Source organism: Arthrobacter sp. TMP15 (assembly GCF_039529835.1).
Lineage (GTDB): Bacteria > Actinomycetota > Actinomycetes > Actinomycetales > Micrococcaceae > Specibacter.
Map to the genome: position 1 here is coordinate 3,474,717 of NZ_CP154262.1, position 20,389 is coordinate 3,495,105.

The following is a 20,389-nucleotide window of genomic DNA, read 5'->3' on the forward strand; positions in this document are numbered from 1 at the left end:
AGCGGCGCTCACCTTCACAGGTGGCGCCGCTTTTCAACCCAAAAGGGCTCGGGCTAGAGCAGGCTGTGCAGGATGGTGGCCAAACCGTCGTCGTATACGGAGGCCGTAATCTCATTTGCTGCGGCTCTCACGTCCGGTTCGGCCTGGCCCATGGCAACTCCCCTGCCTGCCCAACGAAGCATATCGATGTCATTGGAACCATCACCCACGGCGACTGTCAGTTCCCGAGTGATGCCCAGCCTCACGCGCAGCTTCTCCAGCGCAGAGGCTTTGGTGACGCCCATTGCGGCAATGTCCAGCCAGGCGCTCCAACCCACCGCGTAGGTCACCCCATGCAGGCCGGCTGCGGCAATGGCGGCACTAAATTCTGCCGTGCTGGCCTCGGCAGAATTGACCACAACCCGCACCGCCTCAGCTTCTAGCAAGTGATGGAAGTCCACCCCGCGGGCTTCAATGCCGAAACTGGGGTCTTGGAAACGGGAGGTTGAGAGAAAGTCCCCATTGGCATCTTCCAAGGCAAAGCGCGCGCCAGGGATTTTTTCTCGCAACGTGGTCAGGGCTAGTTTGGGGCTAAACGTTTCGCGGTCAATAATTTCATAGCCAAGATCCAGTGCGGGATCCAGCCGGAGGGTCACACCGCCGTTGGAGCACACGGCGTAGCCGCGGACCAAGCCCAGTAGCTCAAGGACGGGCAGCACTGCGCCTAAGGAGCGCCCGGTGGAGATAATGACCTCGTGACCGGCTGCGACAACGGCGCGAGCAGCGTGCCTAACAGTGTCGGTCATTACTCCGTCATGGTCCACCAGGGTGCCGTCTACATCAAGGGCCACCAGGAAGTTCTGTGTTGCTATTGACCGGTCATCGATGCCAGGTTTTGCGGAATTTGCAGTAATTGTCATACCTCAAGTAGAACAGAGCGTGCTTTGAAGTTGCCATGGCGTGGCCCACATCATTGAATGAACAGTGGGTAAATAGCTGCTACTGGGCCTAGGAGTGAGAGGAGTTAATACTCACACTCTTATGCACACTGTGAGTATTAACCCGGTGTTCACCTCGCGGCAGAAACCTGCCACAGACAGCGCCAGCAGAAACAGGCGTTAGTAGCCGTTCCGCTACAGGACCGGGAACACTTCCATGCCACCCAAATATTTGCGCAGCGCAACAGGGACATTGACGGAGCCGTCGGCGTTCTGGTGGTGTTCCAGGATGGCCACGATCCAGCGAGTGGTTGCTAGCGTGCCGTTGAGTGTAGCAACCGCGCGGGTGCCACCCTTGCCGCCGTCGTCCGCTGCGAGGCGTTCGCGGATATTCAAACGGCGTCCCTGATAGCTGGTGCAATTAGAGGTGGAGGTCAGTTCACGGTAGTCCCCCTGCGTAGGAACCCATGCTTCACAGTCGAACTTGCGGGCTGCGGAACCACCCAAATCACCTGCCGCCGTATCAATGACACGGTAGGGCAGCTCCACCTTGGCAAGCATTTCCTCTTCCCATGCGAGCAGGCGCTGGTGTTCCTCCGCGGCCTTCTCCACAGTGGTGTAAACAAACATTTCCACTTTGTTGAACTGGTGGACGCGAATAATACCGCGGGTGTCCTTGCCGTGCGAACCGGCTTCGCGGCGGTAACAGGAGGACCATCCGGCGTACCTGAGGGGTTCCTGAACGTTGATGATTTCATTGCCATGGTAGCCCGCAAGAGCCACCTCGGAAGTGCCCACCAAGTACAGGTTGTCTTCGGCCAGGCGATAAATTTCTGCGTCGTGCTCAACATCAAAGCCTGTGCCGGCCATGGTTTCAGGCAGGACCAAAGTGGGGGTGATCATGGGTGTAAAGCCGGCCTCGATGGCCTGGTCCATAGCCATCTGCAACAACGCCAGTTCCAGGCGTGCGCCCACTCCCTTAAGGAAGTAGAAACGCGAACCGGAAACCTTGGCACCACGTTCCATATCGATGGCACCGATGAGTTCACCGATTTCCAGATGGTCTTTGGCCTTGAAGTCCGGGAATTCACGCGGGGTACCAACGGTCTTCAGGACGATGAAGTCATCCTCGCCCCCCTCGGGGACACCTTCTGAGATCAGGTTGGCCATACTGCGCAAAAGCGAATCGGCCGTGGCAGCGGCCGTATCAGAGGCGGCTGAGGCGGCCTTTACTGCGGACGCCAACTCCTTGACCTCAGCCAGAAGAGTTTGCTTTTCTTCACCCTTGGCTTTCGCAACTTTTTTACCAAACGCATTCTGCTCGGCGCGCAGTGCCTCAAAAGAGGTAATTGCGGCCTTGCGGGCGCTATCAGCGGCGATGATGGAGTCCACCACAGACGGTTCGGCACCGCGGGCACGCTGGCTGGCACGGTATATTTCAGGATTTTCGCAGAGGTCTCGTACATCGATCACTCCCTTAGCCTATCCAATCAAAACAACTTCACGGGATAAGATTGGATAATCATGCCAACTGAAATACTTGTAGCCATCATTGTGGCGGCCATTGTGCTCGCCGCTGCCATCAGCTGGCTGGGTGTGCGCAAACTCGCCCAGAAGCATACCCGCAGCGCTGTGGGCGATTTCCCGCACAAGATCCATCTTGCAAAACAGCAGGTTGTGTTTATCTATAACCCCGCCAAGCATGGGTCCACGGATGCCAAGACGCTCATCACCCGCTCCGTGTCGAAAGCTGGCTGGCCCGCCCCCATTTTTCTGGAAACCACCGTTGAAGATCCTGGTTTTTCCATGGCTGCTGCGGCGCTGGATGCCAAGGCCGACGTCGTTATTGTGGGCGGTGGTGATGGCACAGTTCGCGCTGTGGCCCAGACCCTACGGCATACCGAGGTGCCCCTTGCCATCATTCCCTTGGGCACCGGGAACCTGCTGGCCCGGAACCTGAAACTGGATGTCACTGACATTGCTGGCAACGTCCAGATTGCCTTGTTTGGGCATCAACGCCACATAGATGCCGGTCTGATGGAAATTGAGGATGGCGTTACAGGGTCCGTCTCCAAACATTCTTTTATGGTGATCGCCGGACTCGGCATGGACGCCGACGTCATGAACGACACCAAATCCAAGCTGAAAGCGCACGTAGGCTGGCTCGCCTACAGTGAGGCCGGGCTGCGCCACATGGCTGGGGCGCGCAAAAAAGTCAGCATTGCTTTAGATGATGAACCGGCTCAGCAGCGCAAGGTCCGTTCGGTGCTGTTTGCCAACTGCGGCTTGTTGCCCGGTGGCATTGATTTTGTTCCTGGCGCTTTGATTGACGACGGCGTCTTGGACGTTGTGGTGATCAGCCCACGCAGCGCTTTTGGCTGGATGGCGATGGCAGGCAAGGTGGTATTTCAGCACAAGAATCACTTGCCGGTCATTGACTTTTACCGCTCCCAAAATCTGGTTATTCGCACAGTCATGCCCGTTGAAACCCAGATTGACGGCGATCCCACGGGCCCTGCCACGTGCGTGAAGGTCAGTGTGGAAACCAAAGCGGTCTTGGTGCGCGTGGCCGCGCCCAATAATCCCGTGTAGCGCCGCCAGTTCAGCCCCGAAGGATTTCAGGGCCGGAGGCATCAGGGCCGAACGGGATCAGTCGGTTTCGGGGCGCTGCGATTGTTCATTGATGAGGCGTTGCTCTTCATCGAAGCGCAACTCATTGGCGTCGTCGCCCTCATCCCCCACCGAGGTATCCGGACCCTCATCCTGATCAGGATTGATGATAGTGCCGTCCTGGTGGCTATCTTTGGCTCCTTGGGCGTCCATGGCTACCAGCCCCTTTCTGTTCCTGCTGTGTTTACGCTCGGTGCCCGGCTTACTCGCCGAATACTCAAAGCATAGGCTTGCTGAGCTCCGGCGGGAAGTAACACACCAAATCACGCTTTCTGGGTTAGCGCCCAGTCGCCGTGGCGCTACGGTCCCAACTCTTCTTCACGAAGACGATCCGCCAGGTCCAACTTAGTGTGTGTGGGCCAACCAGCATCCGAATCTTTTCGCTTAACCGGCTCGAAGTATTCCCGAGCCGTGCCATACGCAACCCCGGCTTTGAGGGCTGTTGCCGCCAAAGTGGCGCCAGAGGCATAAGCGCGCAATACCAGTGCTTCCTGGCTGGAGAGTTGCGGACGCGGCTCCCGCTTATCGGTGCTTACTCCCGGTGCTGAGAAGGAACACCAGTTCCGGGCTGACTTCAAGTGTTCCTGCCGCGGCGTCGCTGTCCAAAACTCGACGGACGTTCTGTGCCGGCTGGGAATCATCTCGCAGGTTAAGATCAAGCAAAACAACATCGACGGCGCATTTGGCGTCGATGAACTCCTGGACTGTCACAGCAACTATGACAAGCAAAACATCCTCTAGTGGCTCCATCCATGCGGCTAAACCCTGCATAAGCATGCGGTCATCATCTATCGCCGCAAGCGGATCATGCCGGCCACCGCAACTTCAGGGCGTCCCGTGCCGGTTGACACCAGAGTCAAGGCCCGCCACTGCAGCGCATGCCTACGTGTGAGTACCGTGGTCCCCCCAAGTAACCCTAGGGGCCAGATCAAAACACAAAACCTGACGTCAACCGGCGGCTAACTGGTAGTTAGTTGCAACAACGTTGGCACCGTCAATGTGGAGGGCTTCGCCAGTTCTGCTGGCGCAGCAACGATCTCCACAGTCAACATCCAAGGGGATGCGAACGCTGTGAACTACTTAGGCGCCAAACCCCGGGTCACAACCAAAGGAGACGCAAACCGCGTCATGCCTGGCTAGCCGCAGAGCGACTGAACCCAAGCGGTTGCATCCTCAAAGGCTGAGTCGGAATTATATGGGCGGATCAGTGGCGGGACCTTGTCTGCCCGGGGATAAGAACCCAGGAACCGCATGCCCGGGCTTACTCGGTGCAGACCGCGCAACGCATCGGCCACGCGAGCATCATGGATATGGCCGTCAACGTCAACACTAAAAATATAGTGGCCTAAAAATTGTCCTGTAGGGCGGGATTCAATACGACTCAAGTTCACCCCGCGGCTGGCAAACTGCTCAAGAATGGCCATCAACGCCCCAGGGTGGTCTTCGGGCAGCGGAATGGCAAGAGTAGTTTTATCCGCCCCTGTCGGTTGGGGTAGTGAGCCGGGCTGGCCAACCAGAACAAACCGTGTCACGGCTCCCAGGTTGTCTTCAATGCCTGAGGCCAAAATCGTGAGTCCGGTTTGTGCAGCCACCAATGGGGCGCAAACCGCAGCTTGGAACGCGTCGGTACCGCTGAGCAGCGCGTGTGCGGCAGCCGCTGTTGAATTTGCCGGCACATGGGTTGCCAACGGCAGGTGTTCGCCAAACCAGTCTCGAGTTTGCGCCCAAGCGTGCGGGTGAGTTCCCACAGCGGTGATGTCAGAAAGCCCGATCCCGGCAGGTGCTACCAGCACAAAGCTCACAGGCATCACCACCTCATGGAGGATTCGTAGCTCCACACCGTTGGAAATAGCATCCAGAGTTGCTGGCACGCCACCCTCAATGGAGTTCTCAATCGGCAACATCGCAGCAAATGCTTCACCGGCGCGCACCTTGGCCAGCGCCGCGGCCGCGTTGGTTGAGGGAATCCTCTTCGCGTTGACCGCCCCTGGTACTTGCAGCAGGGCGGCCTCGGTAAACGTCCCCTCCGGCCCAAGGAATGTCAGGGGCAGGGAGGAAGCATGGGGCACCGAAATCATGGAAAACCTGTCTACGAAATTGAGGCTAACAATTCTCTAATGTTCTAAAGAACGCGCGGGGGTTCCCCGTTAGTGGAGATCATGGGCTTCTGTGCTTCAAACCATGCGCCCATGCCGCCAACCACATTGAAGGCACTGTAGCCGTTTTGGTTCAGCCACGTGGTGGCCCGAAATGAACGGCCTCCTGTACGGCAGATGATGTTCAAGTCAGTGTCGGGATCGAGTTCTTCCAGGCGTTCAGGCAACTGCTCCAATGGGATATGGATAGCACCATCAACGTGCCCTGCAACCCATTCATAATCTTCACGGACATCTAGAATCACCGCGTCGCCACCTAGTTCGGCAACGGTGACATTCATGATCTCTGACATGTGTTTTCTCCTTGGATCTAAAGCTCAATACTGGTTAAGGGTAGCCCTGTTCAGACATCCCGAATGTGAAGATCCATGACAGTAGTGCAAAAATTGGTGTTGTGAGCTCACCAAACAGCCCCGCCGATTCGGCCAAGGCACCCCCAATTACCCGCGACACATCCTTCTTTGGCCAGCCCAAAATGCTGCTGAACCTCTTCAGCGTTGAGCTGTGGGAGAGATTTTCCTTCTACGGTATGCAGGGCATCCTTGCGTACTACATGTATTACTCCGTCACCCGCGGCGGGCTTGGCATTGACGAGGGAACCGCCCTCGGGATCGTAGGCGCCTACGGCGGTGGCGTATACCTTTCCACGATTCTTGGTGCCTGGGTTGCCGACCGGCTACTTGGCTCGGAAAAAGTACTCTTCTATAGCGCCATCATGATCATGGCCGGCCACCTCTCACTGGCGCTGTTGCCGGGCGCGGGAGGCCTGGCGGCTGGCTTGATCCTCATTGGTGTGGGCTCCGGAGGGTTGAAAGCCAACGCCACCTCACTGGTGGGCACTCTCTACTCCAAAGACGATGACAGGCGTGACGCCGGTTTCTCAATTTTCTACATGGGCATCAATATTGGCGGACTCATCGGCCCCCTGGCCACAGGCTGGCTTCAGGTCACCTGGGGTTTCCATATTGGCTTTGCCGCCGCGGCCGTCGGCATGGCTTTTGGTCTGCTCCAATATGGGCTGACCCGTAAGAATCTCCCCCAGAGTGCGCATGAAATCCCCAACCCGCTGCCGAAGTCGCAGTACGGCAAGTTCGCGGGGTTGGCCGGCGCCACCGTGGTGGTCATTGTTGCCGCCGTAGTGCTAAAGCTTATTACGGCCGAGAATCTCAAGTGGGTCATCGTGGCCGTTGTCATTGTGGCCACGATCGCCTACTTTGCCGTTATTCTCGCCAACAAGAGCGTGACCGGAGACGAGCGCAGCCGCGTATATTCCTTCATGCCGCTCTTCCTTGCCAGCGCCGTTTTCTGGTCCCTTTTCCAGCAGCAGTTCACTGTCATTGCCTTGTACTCTGACAAGCGCCTTGACCGGACAATTCTTGGTTGGGAGATGCCTGCCAGCTGGGTCACCTCCATCAACCCGGTGTTCATCATCATCCTGGCCGGGGTGTTCGCTGCCATCTGGACCAAGTGGGGTCCGCGCCAGCCAGGGACCCCGGTAAAGTTCTCTGTGGCACTGATTGTGATGGGGCTTGCCTACCTGACCTTCATTCCGTTCGCGGGTATGGCCGCGGTGCCGCTGATGGCGATTGTTTTGATCCTGCTGCTGTTCACGGTGGCTGAACTGATGCTCTCCCCTGTGGGCCTGTCACTGGCCACGAAGTTGGCACCTGCTGCATTCCAGACGCAGATGGTGGCGTTGTTCTTTCTCTCGGTTTCGCTTGGTACGGCCATGTCCGGCGTACTGGCCCAGTGGTACGACCCAGCCAATGAGACCCCATACTTCCTCGTTATAGGACTGGTCTCCATTGCTTTCGGCGTACTGCTGTTCGCGGTAAAGAAACCGATCAAGAAGTTGATGAGCGGAGTTATCTAGCGTTTCCTGCACGAACCAATGAGGGCATCCACCTTTTCGCTTTCGCGTCAGGTGGATGCCCTCATTCGTTAAAATATATGGCGCCTATCAATTCTCTTAATAAGAGCTGTAATCTGTACCAACATCGCTCATGACTATGGCAAAGAAAAAGATATAAAAAGCGTAGATGACGCCCCATATCAGCAAGGCCAAGTAATTAGTGATCAATCCGGTGATGGAAAAGGCGCGACCCTGCGGGCTTTCCCTGCGCAGGCCTATATGGCCCAACACGATGCCAACAATCTGCGGGACAATCATGAAACCAACCAGAATAAGTGAGCTTAAGCCCAGGATCATACTGGTCAGGCTAAACCCCCGTGGGCCACTGTTGACACCCACGTAGCCTGGCCCGCCCTGATAATACGTAGGGGCAGAGTATTGCGAGCCCGGGGGGTTCTGGAACTGTGGTTGGCCGTATTGAGGAGCCGGCGCATTCGGGAATTGCTGCTGTCCTCCGGAATAATTATCCGCAGCAGGTGGTGTCTGATACTGCGGCGGCACCGGCGGGGCAATGTACCCCGGGGGTGTGTAGTTGGCGGGTTGCCCCGGGTAAGGTTGCGGCTGCTCCGGCTGATTCGACACTGCTATCTCCTGCTGAAGGTTGATCCCGCGAGCGGGAAACGTGCGGGGTAAAGTTGCCTCCCATAGTAGTGCAGCAATTGAGTTACGTTGGCAGCACCGCTTAGAGCTAGTTTCATAATATGGTCAGCGGGTGCCAATACACCCCATGCTCTGGCATGCTGTGAGCATGGCTAGCCGCGCGGGCACTGTTGCCCTTCCCCAGGACCTTATTGATCTTTCCACGCTGATGGATGCGTATTACGATCTCTCCCCCGATCTTAGCGATCCGGCACAGCGTGTTGCGTTCGGCACGTCCGGGCACCGTGGCTCCTCGCTGAAAGCCTCCTTCAACGAAGGCCACATAGCAGCCATCACCCAGGCCATTGTTGAGTACCGGGCAGGGCAGGGAATCACGGGGCCGCTCTTCATGGGCAAAGATACCCATGCGCTCAGTGAGCCCGCACAAAACACCGCCCTTGAAGTTTTGGCCGGGAATGGCGTTGAGGTGCTGATTGATGCACGCCACGGTTACACACCCACACCGGCGGTTTCGCATGCCATTCTCAGCCATAACAAGGACCGCAGCGAAGCCTTGGCTGACGGCATTGTGGTGACACCATCTCACAACCCTCCCGGAGACGGTGGCTTCAAATACAACCCTCCACACGGCGGACCGGCCGATTCCGACGCCGCGGGCTGGATTGCCAACCGCGCCAATGAACTTCTTGAAAACGGGTTACGCGGGGTAAAACGGGTCCAGCTCCCCGAGGCCTTGGCCGCTTCCACCACCGGCAAATTCGATTTCCTCTCCAGTTACGTCGATGACCTCCCGTCGGTACTGGATCTGGACGCCATCCGTGCCGCCGGAGTCCGGATTGGCGCTGACCCCATGGGTGGCGCCTCGGTGGATTACTGGGGTGAGATCGGCGAACGCCACAACCTTGACCTAACGGTGGTCAACCCCACAGTTGATCCGCAGTGGGCCTTTATGTCCCTTGATTGGGATGAGAAAATCCGTATGGACTGCTCCTCCCCCTTCGCCATGGCCTCACTGATCAACAAGCTCAAGGACGGCGCTCCTTACGACATTGCCACGGGGAACGACGCCGACGCCGACAGGCACGGCATCGTCACCCCCGACGCCGGTTTGATGAACCCCAACCACTACCTTGCAGTTGCAATCCAGTACCTTTACACGCACCGTTCCCAGTGGCCGGCAACGGCCGGTGTTGGTAAAACACTTGTGTCCTCCTCCATCATCGACAGGGTGGCGGCGGACTTGGGCCGCAAGCTCGTTGAAGTCCCCGTAGGTTTCAAATGGTTTGTGCCCGGTCTACTCTCCGGCGAAGGTGTTTTTGGCGGGGAGGAATCAGCCGGCGCAGCTTTTGTGAAGAAGGATGGTTCGGTCTGGACCACGGACAAAGATGGCATTCTTTTGGCTCTGCTGGCCTCCGAAATCACGGCAGTCACAGGCAAATCCCCGTCAGTCCACTACCGTGATCTGACAGATCGCTTTGGTTCGCCGTCGTACGCCCGCATTGACGCAGCCGCCACCCGCGAGCAAAAGGCGGCCCTGGGCAAGCTCTCAGCCTCCGACGTCACAGCCACCACCCTGGCCGGCGAAGCAATTACGGCAAAGCTGACGCAGGCTCCCGGTAACGGGGCACCCATTGGCGGGCTGAAGGTCACCACCGAAAACGCCTGGTTCGCGGCCCGCCCTTCCGGCACCGAAGACGTGTACAAGATCTATGCGGAGTCTTTCAAGGGATCAGAGCACCTCGCTGAAGTTCAGGCAGAGGCGAAGGCTATTGTGGACGGTGTGATCTCATAACTTCCCCGGGGACCAGGGGCCCATTAGTGGATTTAGTGGTGAGCGCCAAGCTCATGTTCGGCGTGCCCGGCAGTTTCAAGCTGGAACGTTGAGTGCTCAATGCTGACCTCAAAGTGGCCTGCTACGCACCTCTGGAGGGCATCGAGCATCTGCGGCACGTGACCATCGTAAAAGCACTCATCGTCAACCACCACGTGCGCGGACAAAATGGGCAGCCCGGTGGCAATCTGGCTTGCGTGCAGGTCATGGACACTGATCACGTGCCCGATGCCCAAAATGTGTCTGCGGACTTCGTCAAGGTCAAGACCCGACGGGGTAGATTCCAGCAGCACACTGATGGTCTCCAGCAGCAACTTCACGGTGCGCGGCAGGATCATCAAACCTATCAGCATGGCCACCACGGCGTCCGCCTGCATCCACCCAGTCGTGGAGATCACGATTGCCGCCACAATCACCGCCACCGACCCGAGTGCGTCGTTGACAACTTCAAGGAACGCAGCCCGCATGTTGAAGTTTTTGCTGCGCCCGCCCATCAAAACGAACATCGCAATGATGTTGCCCAGCAGACCAATCGCCCCAAAAACGATCATTTCGTTGGAGGCGATCTCCGTGGGGTTCCACAGCCGCTGGACTCCTTCAATCAAAACGAAAAGTCCGACGGCGAGAAGGATGGCGGCTTGTGCTGTTGCGGCAAGAACCTCCGCGCGCGCAAATCCCCAGGTGCGTTTGCTGGTTGCCGGGCGTGTCATTAGCCGGGCTGCGAGCAGGGCCATGGCCAGTCCGCCCGCATCGGTGAGGACGTGAGCGGAATCAAAGAGCAGCGCCAGTGATCCCGTAAGGATTGAACCAATGACTTGAAAGATAAAAACCAGCAGTGTGATTCCCAAAGCAATGCCAATGCGGCCCTGGTGGCTTTCACCGGGGGGTCCCGCGTGGGAATGAGAGTGACTATGAGCAGACATGCCTCAATAGTACATCCAACGATGAATTCAGCAAGTACTGTATGATATTGAGAATGAAGCCCATTAGCAACGCAGCGGTACTAGCCCGCTTTGGCTATGCTCTCTCAGACCCCACGAGAGCAGAAATCCTGATGGCCCTGGCCAAGGAACCCCAGTACCCGGGCGATTTAGCTGACCAACTAAACGTTTCTCGCCAAAGCATCTCCAACCACCTCTCCTGCCTGCGCGAATGTGGACTGGCGGTCGCTATCCCGGAAGGACGCCGCTCGCGGTATGAACTAGCCCATCCAGACCTGGCGCACGCTCTCAACGACCTTCTCGGCGTCGTACTTCTTGCCAGTGAAGGCCACATACCGCACCCGTAGCGTGTTCGCCGTGTCTACTTATTGCAGCGTAGGGCCGGACCTACCAAGAGTGCCCATGGGCAGTTCCGCTGGGACCAGCCGCAGCCGGCGGGCGGGCTTTTGCGGCAAGGGGTAGCTGCTGCTTAGGCCCAGCCCCACGTCAATATGGAGCAGCTCACCTGGCCCCATCATCCGCCAGCCAGGATCGCTGCTCATGGGTTCGGTGGCGATGATGACCGAGCGCTTCCGGGCCAGTGCGCGGCTGTGTCCGTGGATTCGGCTGCTATCTATTGCCAAGGATCGGCCAGCTCCATTGCCACCGGGTGCGCGCTGAAGAACATGGAGTTCGTGCGTTTGCGGATAGCGCAGTGCCCATAAGTCCGTGGCAGTACTGATGATTAAGTTCAAACTATAAACCGGCAGGTTCTCGGCAATCCAACCCAAAGCCGCCTCAATGCCGGCCGCCACGTTGCCGCTGTGGCGCCTAGTTTCTAATGTGATCAAAGCAAATATACGTTCACTGTCAGTCTGCCCGCGAACAAAATCGGCCCCGCCAAACTCGGCCACCCGCGCGTCAAGCTTGGCTAGCTCCCCACATGCGCCATTGTGAGCGAAAATTCGGCCATCCTGCTCAAATGGGTGAGTGTTCACCTCCGTGTGCGCGCCAGTGGTGGCATACCGAACATGGGCCACAAAGGTGGTGCTTTCCAGTTCCTTCGCCGCCGTGGCGAATTCTATGTCCTTGAATGCGGCGACGGCCTGTTTGGTTATGACAGGATCTCCGCGCGCCGTAAAGACCCCAATCCCACTCCCGTCAGGTTCCCGCCGGCTCTGCACGGCAAGACTGAGTGGAGCTCTAAGCAGCCAGAACGTGGCCTTGACCGGTTCCGCTCCGGCATGCATTCCAAAGAGCCGACACATACCGTGATCCTAGCCCCCAATGCAGCCGCGCGGGAGCCCGGAGAGGCACGGAACTCACAGCTCAATTCAAGCACCATGCCCGGCTCAGCCGCCTTGCGCGCCCGAGAGCGAACAGGCTCCGATATTCTTAGCTGCGGGCTGCACGGGCCCAGGACTAGAACTGGAGAAGCTGAGATGAGTTTGCTGGGCACAAAATGGAGACTCCACGGAGATGGTAAAAGCATCCAGCCGGGGCAGGTTGTTGGTCCTGATGAACGGCTGAGCTGGCCACGAACTATCGGCATTGGTTTACAGCACGTGGTGGCCATGTTTGGCGCTACATTCCTGGTCCCGCTGATCACCAACATGCCGCCGGCAACCACGCTGTTTTTCTCCGGTATCGGCACCTTATTTTTTCTAGTCCTAACCCGGGGCCGCGTCCCCAGCTACCTGGGTTCAAGCTTTGCCTTCATCGCTCCCATCTTGGCCTCACAGCAGCAATTTGGTGTGGCGGGCGCTCTGGGCGGGGTGGTTATCGCCGGCATTACTCTGGCCATCCTTGGCCTGATAGTGCAAAAGTTTGGCTCCGAGTGGATCAACCGGCTCATGCCAGCCCCCGTCACGGGCACCATCGTTGCCTTGATCGGGCTGAACCTGGCTCCCTCAGCGCGAACAAATTTTGAAGCAGCCCCCGTCACAGCGATCATCACACTGCTTGTCATCATCCTTGTCAGCGTATTATTCCGTGGAATCCTTGGCCGCTTAGCCATCCTTGTTGGCGTAGTGGTGGGTTACGGCGTAGCGGTGCTGCGCCACGAAGTGGACTTCTCCAAAATCCATGAGGCTGGGTGGATCGGTCTGCCACACTTCCAGACCCCCACGTTCCACTTCGCAGTGCTGGGCCTGTTCATCCCCGTAGTCCTTGTACTTGTGGCCGAGAACATCGGTCATGTGAAGTCAGTGGCCCTTATGACGGGAGAGAACCTTGACCCCTACGCGGGCCGAGCCATCATCGCAGACGGCGTCGCCACCACCCTGGCAGGGTTTGGCGGCGGTTCCGGCACCACCACCTACGCGGAGAACATTGGGGTCATGGCAGCCACCAAGGTGTACTCCACAGCGGCCTACTGGGTGGCGGGAATCGCAGCATTACTTCTGAGTTTCTCACCCAAGTTTGGCGAATTAATCGCAACAGTTCCACTGGGCGTTTTGGGCGGAGCCGCAACCCTGCTCTACGGCATGATCGGCGTGCTGGGAGTACGCATCTGGGTACAGAACAAGGTCAGCTTCTCCAACAACATCAACTTGACCACGGCTGCCGTGGCGCTCATTGTGGGCATCGCCAACTTCACCTGGTCCGCGGGAAACCTCACCTTCGAGGGTATTGCTCTGGGCACCGCCGCCGCGCTGATTGTTTATCACGGCATGAGCGCACTGGCGAAGTGGCGCGGAACTGCCACAAATCCACTGGATCCTGAGATTGACGCCGCTGCTCAGGAACCGTCAATAGAAAAGACCACCTAGCCCCTGTGGTTGAGGTTGGAGATGATGACACCCCGGAGGAATGAACTGCTCCCCGAAAGTTGGACTCGATAAATAAGAGTCTACGCAGCCAGTGCCTGAGCCCGATATTCCATCGGACTCAGGCACTGCAGCGTTAACGAGATGCGGTCGGTGTTATACCAGTGGATATAGTCCCGGAGTTCGGTGGTGAACACTTCTGTGTCAGTGAATTCTTGACGATGGAACATCTCTTCCTTGAGGTGACCGAAGAAGTTTTCCATTACCGAGTTATCTAAACAGTTGCCCCTGCGCGACATGGATTGGGCCATCTCGGCGTCGCTAAGGAGTTTCTGCCAGCTGGAGTTTTGGTACTGGAATCCTTGGTCTGAATGCATCATCGGGGTCTCGCCCGGGGCGAGGGTGCCAATCGCAGCGATGAGTGATTCGTTGGTGAAGGAAACGGTCGGGGACTGGGAAACCGAGTAGGAAACGATCGAGCGGTCAAACAGATCTAACACCGGTGAGAGGTAGACCTTGCGTTCGGCGATTTTGAACTCAGTCACGTCGGTCACCCATTTGGTGTTCGGCGCATCGGTTTCGAATTCTCGTTTGAGTAGGTTCTCGGCGATCTTACCGACCTGGCCTTTGTAAGAGGAATATTTGCGACGGGTACGGACTTTGCAGATCAGGTTCTCCTCACGCATCAGCTTCAGCACGGTCTTGCGTGCGATCTGCCAGCCGTGGCGTCTCAGGACTGCGTGGATGCGCCGGTGGCCGTAGCGGCCCTTAGCTACGGTGAAAGCCTCGTGGATCTGAGCTCGAAGCTCAGCGTGCCGGTCAGGGGTTTTGAGTGCCGCTTGACGGTGGAAAAATGTGGAACGAGCCAATCCCGCTGCTTGAAGCAACAGGGGCAGGGCATGGGATGCCTTGAGGGAAATCACGGTGCTGACTTTCAGCGCCGTGGTTGGTTCCTCAAGGCCCGTATTTTTTTTAGGTAGGCGTTCTCTGCCGCCAGACGTTCGTTCTCGCGGCGTAGCTTCTCCAGCTCACTGACTTCAACCGATAGGGTCTCAGGCACAAATTTGGGCCGGCCCTTGGCCTTGGGGCGCAGGCCCTCCTGGCCATAGTCCCGATAGGCGCGGATCCATGATCGCAAGAGGCCTAGAGAACTGAGCTGATGCATCTGGGCAAGGTCCTGCAGCGTCCCCTTACCGTCGAGATATTGGCGAACAACCGCCAGCTTGAAATCAAAGGAATACGCCTGCTTAGTTGTTTTGTTTTCCAATACTGCTCTACCCCAGATCTTGAAACGACTTCTCAACTCGCAAATAGCCGACACGCTGACTCCCAGCCTTGAGGATACCGCGCGATACCCAAACCCTTCCTCAAACAGATCGACGGCAGCTAGCCGCTGCTCGGCTGTCAATGAACTACGTGGACGCATGAAAAACTCCCCGAAAGTAAGGTACTGAATTATTCAGTCCAACTTTCGGGGAGCAGTTCAGGACCATGGGGTGTCATCATCTCCAACCTCAACCGGGAGTTTCAGATACCGTTAAGCGCCTCTGAGGTGGCGATCGTGGTGTACCGTGCCGCATCCGAAAGGGCCGCCTCGGGCGAGCCCGCCACATCCGTTGCACTGACGGCAGCCACAACTCCATGCTCGGCCAATTGCGCGGGGCTCACAGTGATTCTGCCAGCCACAACCACCACCGGAATCCCCCTGGCATGGGCGGCATCGGCCACTCCAAGCGGTCCCTTCCCGGAAAGCGACTGTGCATCAAGGGAGCCTTCTCCGGTAATGACAAGATCGGCGCTTTCAAGGGCTGTTTCCAGGTCGATCAGGGCTGCAACCAAGTCAAAGCCGCGTTCCACTGTGGCATTGGCATAGGCCACAAACATGGAGGGGAAGCCACCGGCTGCACCGGCGCCGGAGATATTGATGTTGGTGCCAGTGGATTCCCTGACCACCGATGCTAGGTTGCGTAAACCAGCATCGAGATGTTCGACGGCGTCCGCGTCGGCTCCCTTTTGTGGGCCAAATACATGCGCAGCACCCTGGAGTCCGTACAGCGGATTATCCACATCTACTGCCATCCGCACTTTAACCCCTGCCAGTCTCGGATCAAGTCCCGAAGCATCCACTGCCACCACGTCCACCAGCGGACCGCCGCCTAGGGGAACTAGATTTCCGTGCGCATCCAATAATTTAAGCCCTAGGGCGCGCAGGGCTCCGGTTCCGGCATCCGTCATGGCAGAACCGCCCAAGCCAATAATAATTTCCGTGGCCCCAGCTTCCAGCGCGGCGGCAACCAGCTGACCGGAACCGTAGGAGTGCGCCCGCAGGGAATTTTCAACAGTGGGCTCACTGAGCAGGTAGCCGCTGGCCTGAGCAGTTTCAATGACGGCCACAGCGGTCTTCTCCTGAAAGCCCCACACAGCAGCCACGGGTTTGAGAATGGGGCCAATCACAGTGTTTAAGCGTTCCGAAAAGCCGGCTGCGACAGCAGCCTCAACGGTACCTTCCCCGCCGTCGGCGATGGGAAGGGCAGTCACCACCGCGTCAGGGTAAACCCGCAGAGCACCTTCAGCCATGGCCGCGGCCGCTTCCGGGCCGGTGAGGGTCCCCTTGAACTTGTCGGGGGCAATGAGGATTCGCATGCCTCTATCCTGCCACCGCTCACCGACATGGCTCAATGATTACCTCCAGTAACCTCGCTGGCGCATAACCTCGGCGAGCAGGTCTGCTCTATCCGTCATGATGCCATCCACCCCAAGCTCAAAGAGTTCATGCATTTGTGCCGGATCATCAATAGTCCAGACATGGACCTTCAGACCCATCCGGTGCGCCCGGCGCACCTTTGCCCTGCTGGCAAGGTTTAGCCCCCTGTAGGTCCTGGGAATCTGCAGCACATCGACCTCACGCATGATGAAACGGGTGAGCACCCTTGGCAACAACGGGGTCAAAAGGTAGTACGTCAGAAGTAGTTTCATTCCCGCCGAACTTGCCACCGGACGGCTCAGCCGCGCAAGCACTTGACGGCGGCGCTTGTCTGAGAAGGAGGCAATACAAACGCGCTCATGCAGGCCGTAGGTTTCAATCGCCGCAACGAGGGGTTCCACGGAACCAGCATCCTTCACATCCACGTTAAACCTTGCGTTTGGCAACGCGGTAATGAATTCTTCGAGCGTGGCAATCGGCTCCCTGCCGCCAATCCGGGCACTTCTCACCACCGAGTGCGGCAACTGTGCAATGGTGCCGGCCAGATCCGTGGTGCGGTCAAGGGTTGCATCGTGGAACACCACCCCAACCCCGTCAGAGGTGGTGTTAATGTCAGTTTCGAGGTATTCGTAGCCCAGTCCCAGCGCTGCTTGAAACGCAGTCAACGAATTTTCCAGGCCGTCCAAAGAAAAGCCACGGTGTGCAATAGCAAGTGGCTGTGCTGAATCCAGAAAAGGCTTTACTGAATTGCGGGTTGTCTTCATTTTCGATTATGCCTTGGTCAATCAGGCCAGGCGCAGCGCAGCCAGGCGGGACTCGATAACTTGGGCCACGCCGTCGGCCTCAAAACGAGGTGCACGCAGCGCTGCAGCTGCGAGCGCTTGGGGGTGACCACTGGCCATCGCATAGCCAGCACCGGCCCAACCCAGCATTTCAACGTCGTTTGGCATGTCACCAAATGCCACCACGTCAGCGGCCGCAATCCCACGGGCGCCAGCATATTGGGCCAGTGTGACGGCCTTGTTCACTCCTAGTGGACCCATTTCAAGCAGGGCCATCTCGGGAGCTGAGTGGGTCACTGCAAGCAGCGAGCCCACCCTCGGGGTCACGAGCTCCATGAATTCATCCGCGTTGCCAGTGTGCAGAACCGCAAGCATCTTCACGATCCCGCTATCCGCCATGTCGGGGGTGAGAACCTGGGACATGAAATCGGCACGACTGGCAGGGGCGCGTGTGCCATAAAACCCTTCTTCAATATGCAAACCGGCCAAAGACTCCAGGGCAAAGTAGGGTTTGGCAGCCAATTCAATGACGATGTTGCGGACCATCTCCACCGTGTCCCAGGTAAGCACATGGGAATCAAGGACTTTTTCGGTGCCAAGATCATACGTCACAGCACCATTGGAGCAAATAACAGTGCCCGTGTGCCCAATCTGTTCACGGATAGGATCCAGCCAGCGCGGCGGCCGGCCCGTCACAAACACAATGTCAATACCCGCTTCGGCCGCAGCCAAGAAGGCCTCCACGGTGCGGTTACTGATCTTTCCGTCGTGGCCCAAAATAGTTCCGTCAATGTCACTGGCAATTAAACGCATACTCAAGGCTATCCAACTTCCCTCACGTGCGGCTCACGTACGCATTTCCGCACGGTTAGGTGGGTTGGCTCCAGCCCGGGACACGGTCATGGCGGCGGCTCGGGCCGCGTAATTGATCACTTCCGTCAAAGTTGCGGTTCCTATGGCACGCAGATCGGGGCGCCGCTGAGCCCCGTCCAGCTCCCTGTCAACAAGTGCTGACAAGAGGGCCGCCATGAAGGAGTCTCCTGCCCCGACTGTGTCCACAACCTTCACCAGAGGTACCGCACATGCACTCTCACCGTCCGCACACACCGCCCATGGGCCATCACCGCCCTGGGTTAGAACCACGACGGCGGGACCTTCAGTACCGCCCAGAGCAAGCCAGTTGCGGGCCGATTCCTTGGGGTCAACGCCAGGATAAAGCCATGCGAGGTCCTCATCGGAGGCTTTGATGACATCTGCCAGAGAAACAAATTTCTCCGCCTGCTCCCGGGCATAGTCAACGTCGCTGATGATACTGGGGCGGCAATTGGGATCGTAGGAGATGGTGGCGTGAGGGTGTGAACCCATGACTGCGGCCAGGACCTGCTCGGCGCCCGGTGCCAGCATGGTGGCGATGGAGCCGGTGTGGAGCAGGGTTGTCCCGGTCATCATAAAGTTGGGTTGCCCCTCAGCCCCACCCATCTCCGGCAGGGACCAGTCAAGCGCGAACTCATACGTTGCGGCGCCGTCCGCATCCAAGACCGCCCGGGCCACGGAGGTTGGCTGGTCATCAGGGGCTATGGGCACCATGACGTCATTGGCTCGAAGATGGCCAGCAACCATATCCCCATAAGCATCACGGCCGAACCTACCAAGGAACTGAACGGGGTGTCCCAGGCGGGCCAACCCGACGGCCACGTTCATGGGGCTGCCGCCCACATGCGGCTGTGGATCCTTGCCAATATGTACCACTTCATCAACTAAGGCTTCACCAATAACTGTCAACATGGCACTAGCCTATTGCCCGTGCGATTGAAACAGCCGTCCGAACCCGTGCGTTATCCGAATATTTGTGTGATAGTCGGCGATGCTGCTCGCCTGGGGCCAGCTCGGGAGCTTAGGCTCAATGTATGAGTAGTAACTGGGAACGCCTCGATGAATCACTGCGCCCGGCTGTCGCTGCTTCGGTGGCTGACTTTGAACGGACGTTGCCGGCTTTGCAGCGAGTCACCGCTGAAATGGAATCCCTTGTCAGGGACGTTCTCAGCGAGGCCGAAGATAAGCCACTTTTTGTTACCAGCCGCACCAAGAGCATTGATTCTTTCAGGGAAAAAGCGTCCCGGATGGTGTCCGAGCCGGATGCCGCCCCTGCCCTGCAATTCCCTGAGCCGCTGCGTAACCTCACTGACATGGTGGGTGTCCGGGTCATTACCACTCTGCCTGGCGAAAACGCTCTGGCCGCAAACCTGATTAAACGCAAAAGAAGCATTTTTGATTGCCGGGGCGACACGGAGAAGGACATTGGCTCCATTGAGTCCGGCACTTATGGTTATTCCAGCCGCCACTTGATCCTACGCACCATCCAAAACGATGTGGTGCGGGCCTATCAGGAACAGCTTGACCCCGGCACCAAGGCCAATGGCAGCTACTTTTTTGAGTGCCAGATCAGGACTATCTTTGCTCATGCCTGGAGTGAAATTGAGCACGACATACGTTTCAAGTCCCAGGATCCGCGGGCGTGGAGCCCGTACTTTGACAGGCAGTTCACGGCCACCGCGGCCATGCTTGAGACAGTTGAGTCGGCGTTTTCTGAGCTCCACGACAGGTATGAAACTGTCACAAGTTACTGGGACACCGAGGGTGAAGGCAATATCTCACTGACGCCGAACAGGATCAAGGCTGTGTGGCAGACCCTGCTGCCTCACGTTGATAGGAAGTCCGACGACGACTGGGGCTGGTCTGCAGAACTCGTGGCGGCCCACGGACTAGGTAAAACAGTGGACCTTGCAGCACTTCTGCAGCCCGAAATTATCTCTAATGTGCGCAAAGCCCTGGACCACAGGTACTCCCCCGGTCCTGACAGGCTCCTGGATGACCTGCTCCTGTGGCAATTCGGTGAAAGCCATATTGATCTCACTGCCGAAGACCCTTCATCCGAGGCGACCCCACGCCGAGACAGCCTAATTCGCCGTCATCAGCAAATGCAGCGTTATCGCAAAGCCCAAGGGTTCTAGCGGACTGGCTGGGCAATCAGAAGCTTGGCAATCAGTAGTTTGGCAATGAAGAGAGTCGCCTGTGCACTATCAGGATTTCTCCTGATAGTGCACAGGCGACTCTCTTTTGATGCATAAA

General features: G+C 57.8%; 22 protein-coding genes. 6 read left to right on the plus strand and 16 right to left on the minus strand.

Features of this window, described 5'->3' with window-relative positions; all coding sequences use genetic code 11:
• Positions 1-53 precede the first annotated feature (53 nt).
• Both AAFM46_RS15745 and serS read right to left on the minus strand, forming a co-directional pair.
• Positions 54-899, minus strand: coding sequence for an HAD family hydrolase (locus tag AAFM46_RS15745; protein ID WP_283528981.1), 846 nt, complete (start codon positions 897-899; stop codon positions 54-56).
• A gap of 213 nt (positions 900-1,112) precedes the next feature.
• A complete protein-coding gene (gene serS, locus AAFM46_RS15750; RefSeq protein WP_343318747.1) occupies positions 1,113-2,390 on the minus strand; it encodes a serine--tRNA ligase in 1,278 nt (425 codons plus the stop codon).
• Between the two features lie 51 nt (positions 2,391-2,441).
• Between serS and AAFM46_RS15755 the strand changes: the two genes are divergently transcribed.
• The gene (locus AAFM46_RS15755; RefSeq protein ID WP_283528977.1) at positions 2,442-3,509 is read left to right on the plus strand and encodes a diacylglycerol kinase family protein; all 1,068 of its coding nucleotides are present in this window, start codon (positions 2,442-2,444) and stop codon (positions 3,507-3,509) included.
• A gap of 57 nt (positions 3,510-3,566) precedes the next feature.
• Here the strand turns inward: AAFM46_RS15755 and AAFM46_RS15760 are convergent, their stop codons facing one another.
• From AAFM46_RS15760 to AAFM46_RS15780, 5 genes are all read right to left on the minus strand, one after another.
• Positions 3,567-3,740 carry a hypothetical protein gene (locus tag AAFM46_RS15760; protein WP_283528975.1) on the minus strand — a complete coding sequence of 58 codons (174 nt, stop codon included), beginning with the start codon at positions 3,738-3,740 and terminating at the stop codon, positions 3,567-3,569.
• 146 nt (positions 3,741-3,886) lie between these two features.
• Complete coding sequence (locus tag AAFM46_RS15765) at positions 3,887-4,066, minus strand: hypothetical protein (RefSeq protein ID WP_343318750.1); 180 nt, start codon at positions 4,064-4,066, stop codon at positions 3,887-3,889.
• A gap of 43 nt (positions 4,067-4,109) precedes the next feature.
• Complete coding sequence (locus AAFM46_RS15770) at positions 4,110-4,364, minus strand: hypothetical protein (RefSeq protein ID WP_343318752.1); 255 nt, start codon at positions 4,362-4,364, stop codon at positions 4,110-4,112.
• A gap of 359 nt (positions 4,365-4,723) precedes the next feature.
• Positions 4,724-5,665 carry a prephenate dehydratase gene (pheA, locus tag AAFM46_RS15775; RefSeq protein ID WP_343318753.1) on the minus strand — a complete coding sequence of 314 codons (942 nt, stop codon included), beginning with the start codon at positions 5,663-5,665 and terminating at the stop codon, positions 4,724-4,726.
• Positions 5,666-5,709: 44 nt separating this feature from the next.
• Positions 5,710-6,036 carry a rhodanese-like domain-containing protein gene (locus tag AAFM46_RS15780; protein WP_283528966.1) on the minus strand — a complete coding sequence of 109 codons (327 nt, stop codon included), beginning with the start codon at positions 6,034-6,036 and terminating at the stop codon, positions 5,710-5,712.
• A gap of 101 nt (positions 6,037-6,137) precedes the next feature.
• Here AAFM46_RS15780 and AAFM46_RS15785 point away from each other — a divergent pair, with 101 nt between their 5' ends.
• A complete protein-coding gene (locus tag AAFM46_RS15785; protein ID WP_283528964.1) occupies positions 6,138-7,616 on the plus strand; it encodes a peptide MFS transporter in 1,479 nt (492 codons plus the stop codon).
• Positions 7,617-7,712: 96 nt separating this feature from the next.
• Here AAFM46_RS15785 and AAFM46_RS15790 read toward each other — a convergent pair whose 3' ends face one another.
• A complete protein-coding gene (locus AAFM46_RS15790) occupies positions 7,713-7,952 on the minus strand; it encodes a hypothetical protein (RefSeq protein WP_283528962.1) in 240 nt (79 codons plus the stop codon).
• A 451-nt stretch (positions 7,953-8,403) separates the two neighbouring features.
• Between AAFM46_RS15790 and pgm the strand changes: the two genes are divergently transcribed.
• Complete coding sequence (pgm, locus tag AAFM46_RS15795; RefSeq protein ID WP_343318756.1) at positions 8,404-10,047, plus strand: phosphoglucomutase (alpha-D-glucose-1,6-bisphosphate-dependent); 1,644 nt, start codon at positions 8,404-8,406, stop codon at positions 10,045-10,047.
• Positions 10,048-10,079: 32 nt separating this feature from the next.
• Here the strand turns inward: pgm and AAFM46_RS15800 are convergent, their stop codons facing one another.
• On the minus strand, positions 10,080-11,009 hold the full coding sequence (locus AAFM46_RS15800; protein ID WP_283528957.1) for a cation diffusion facilitator family transporter: 930 nt from the start codon (positions 11,007-11,009) through the stop codon (positions 10,080-10,082).
• A 53-nt stretch (positions 11,010-11,062) separates the two neighbouring features.
• Between AAFM46_RS15800 and AAFM46_RS15805 the strand changes: the two genes are divergently transcribed.
• On the plus strand, positions 11,063-11,374 hold the full coding sequence (locus AAFM46_RS15805; RefSeq protein WP_283528954.1) for a metalloregulator ArsR/SmtB family transcription factor: 312 nt from the start codon (positions 11,063-11,065) through the stop codon (positions 11,372-11,374).
• A gap of 18 nt (positions 11,375-11,392) precedes the next feature.
• On the opposite strand, the gene AAFM46_RS15810 is transcribed toward AAFM46_RS15805, so the two are convergent.
• On the minus strand, positions 11,393-12,274 hold the full coding sequence (locus AAFM46_RS15810) for a class II glutamine amidotransferase (protein WP_343318757.1): 882 nt from the start codon (positions 12,272-12,274) through the stop codon (positions 11,393-11,395).
• Between the two features lie 174 nt (positions 12,275-12,448).
• Here AAFM46_RS15810 and AAFM46_RS15815 point away from each other — a divergent pair, with 174 nt between their 5' ends.
• Positions 12,449-13,777 (plus strand): solute carrier family 23 protein, encoded by a 1,329-nt coding sequence (locus AAFM46_RS15815; protein ID WP_343320478.1) that lies wholly within the window; start codon positions 12,449-12,451, stop codon positions 13,775-13,777.
• Between the two features lie 80 nt (positions 13,778-13,857).
• On the opposite strand, the gene AAFM46_RS15820 is transcribed toward AAFM46_RS15815, so the two are convergent.
• The 6 genes from AAFM46_RS15820 to AAFM46_RS15845 form a co-directional block, all read right to left on the minus strand.
• Positions 13,858-14,697: an IS3 family transposase gene (locus AAFM46_RS15820; RefSeq protein ID WP_343318360.1), complete on the minus strand. Its 840-nt coding sequence runs from the start codon at positions 14,695-14,697 to the stop codon at positions 13,858-13,860.
• 11 nt (positions 14,698-14,708) lie between these two features.
• Complete coding sequence (locus tag AAFM46_RS15825; protein ID WP_343318362.1) at positions 14,709-15,200, minus strand: transposase; 492 nt, start codon at positions 15,198-15,200, stop codon at positions 14,709-14,711.
• A gap of 101 nt (positions 15,201-15,301) precedes the next feature.
• Entirely contained in the window at positions 15,302-16,417 is a 1,116-nt protein-coding gene (locus AAFM46_RS15830) for a glycerate kinase (protein ID WP_283528950.1), read from the minus strand.
• Between the two features lie 39 nt (positions 16,418-16,456).
• The gene (locus AAFM46_RS15835) at positions 16,457-17,242 is read right to left on the minus strand and encodes a glycerophosphodiester phosphodiesterase (RefSeq protein ID WP_343318758.1); all 786 of its coding nucleotides are present in this window, start codon (positions 17,240-17,242) and stop codon (positions 16,457-16,459) included.
• 21 nt (positions 17,243-17,263) lie between these two features.
• Entirely contained in the window at positions 17,264-18,073 is an 810-nt protein-coding gene (locus tag AAFM46_RS15840; protein WP_343320480.1) for an HAD family hydrolase, read from the minus strand.
• A 33-nt stretch (positions 18,074-18,106) separates the two neighbouring features.
• On the minus strand, positions 18,107-19,045 hold the full coding sequence (locus AAFM46_RS15845) for a carbohydrate kinase (protein ID WP_343318760.1): 939 nt from the start codon (positions 19,043-19,045) through the stop codon (positions 18,107-18,109).
• 122 nt (positions 19,046-19,167) lie between these two features.
• Here AAFM46_RS15845 and AAFM46_RS15850 point away from each other — a divergent pair, with 122 nt between their 5' ends.
• On the plus strand, positions 19,168-20,271 hold the full coding sequence (locus tag AAFM46_RS15850) for a (p)ppGpp synthetase (RefSeq protein ID WP_343318762.1): 1,104 nt from the start codon (positions 19,168-19,170) through the stop codon (positions 20,269-20,271).
• The last annotated feature ends 118 nt before the right edge of the window (positions 20,272-20,389 follow it).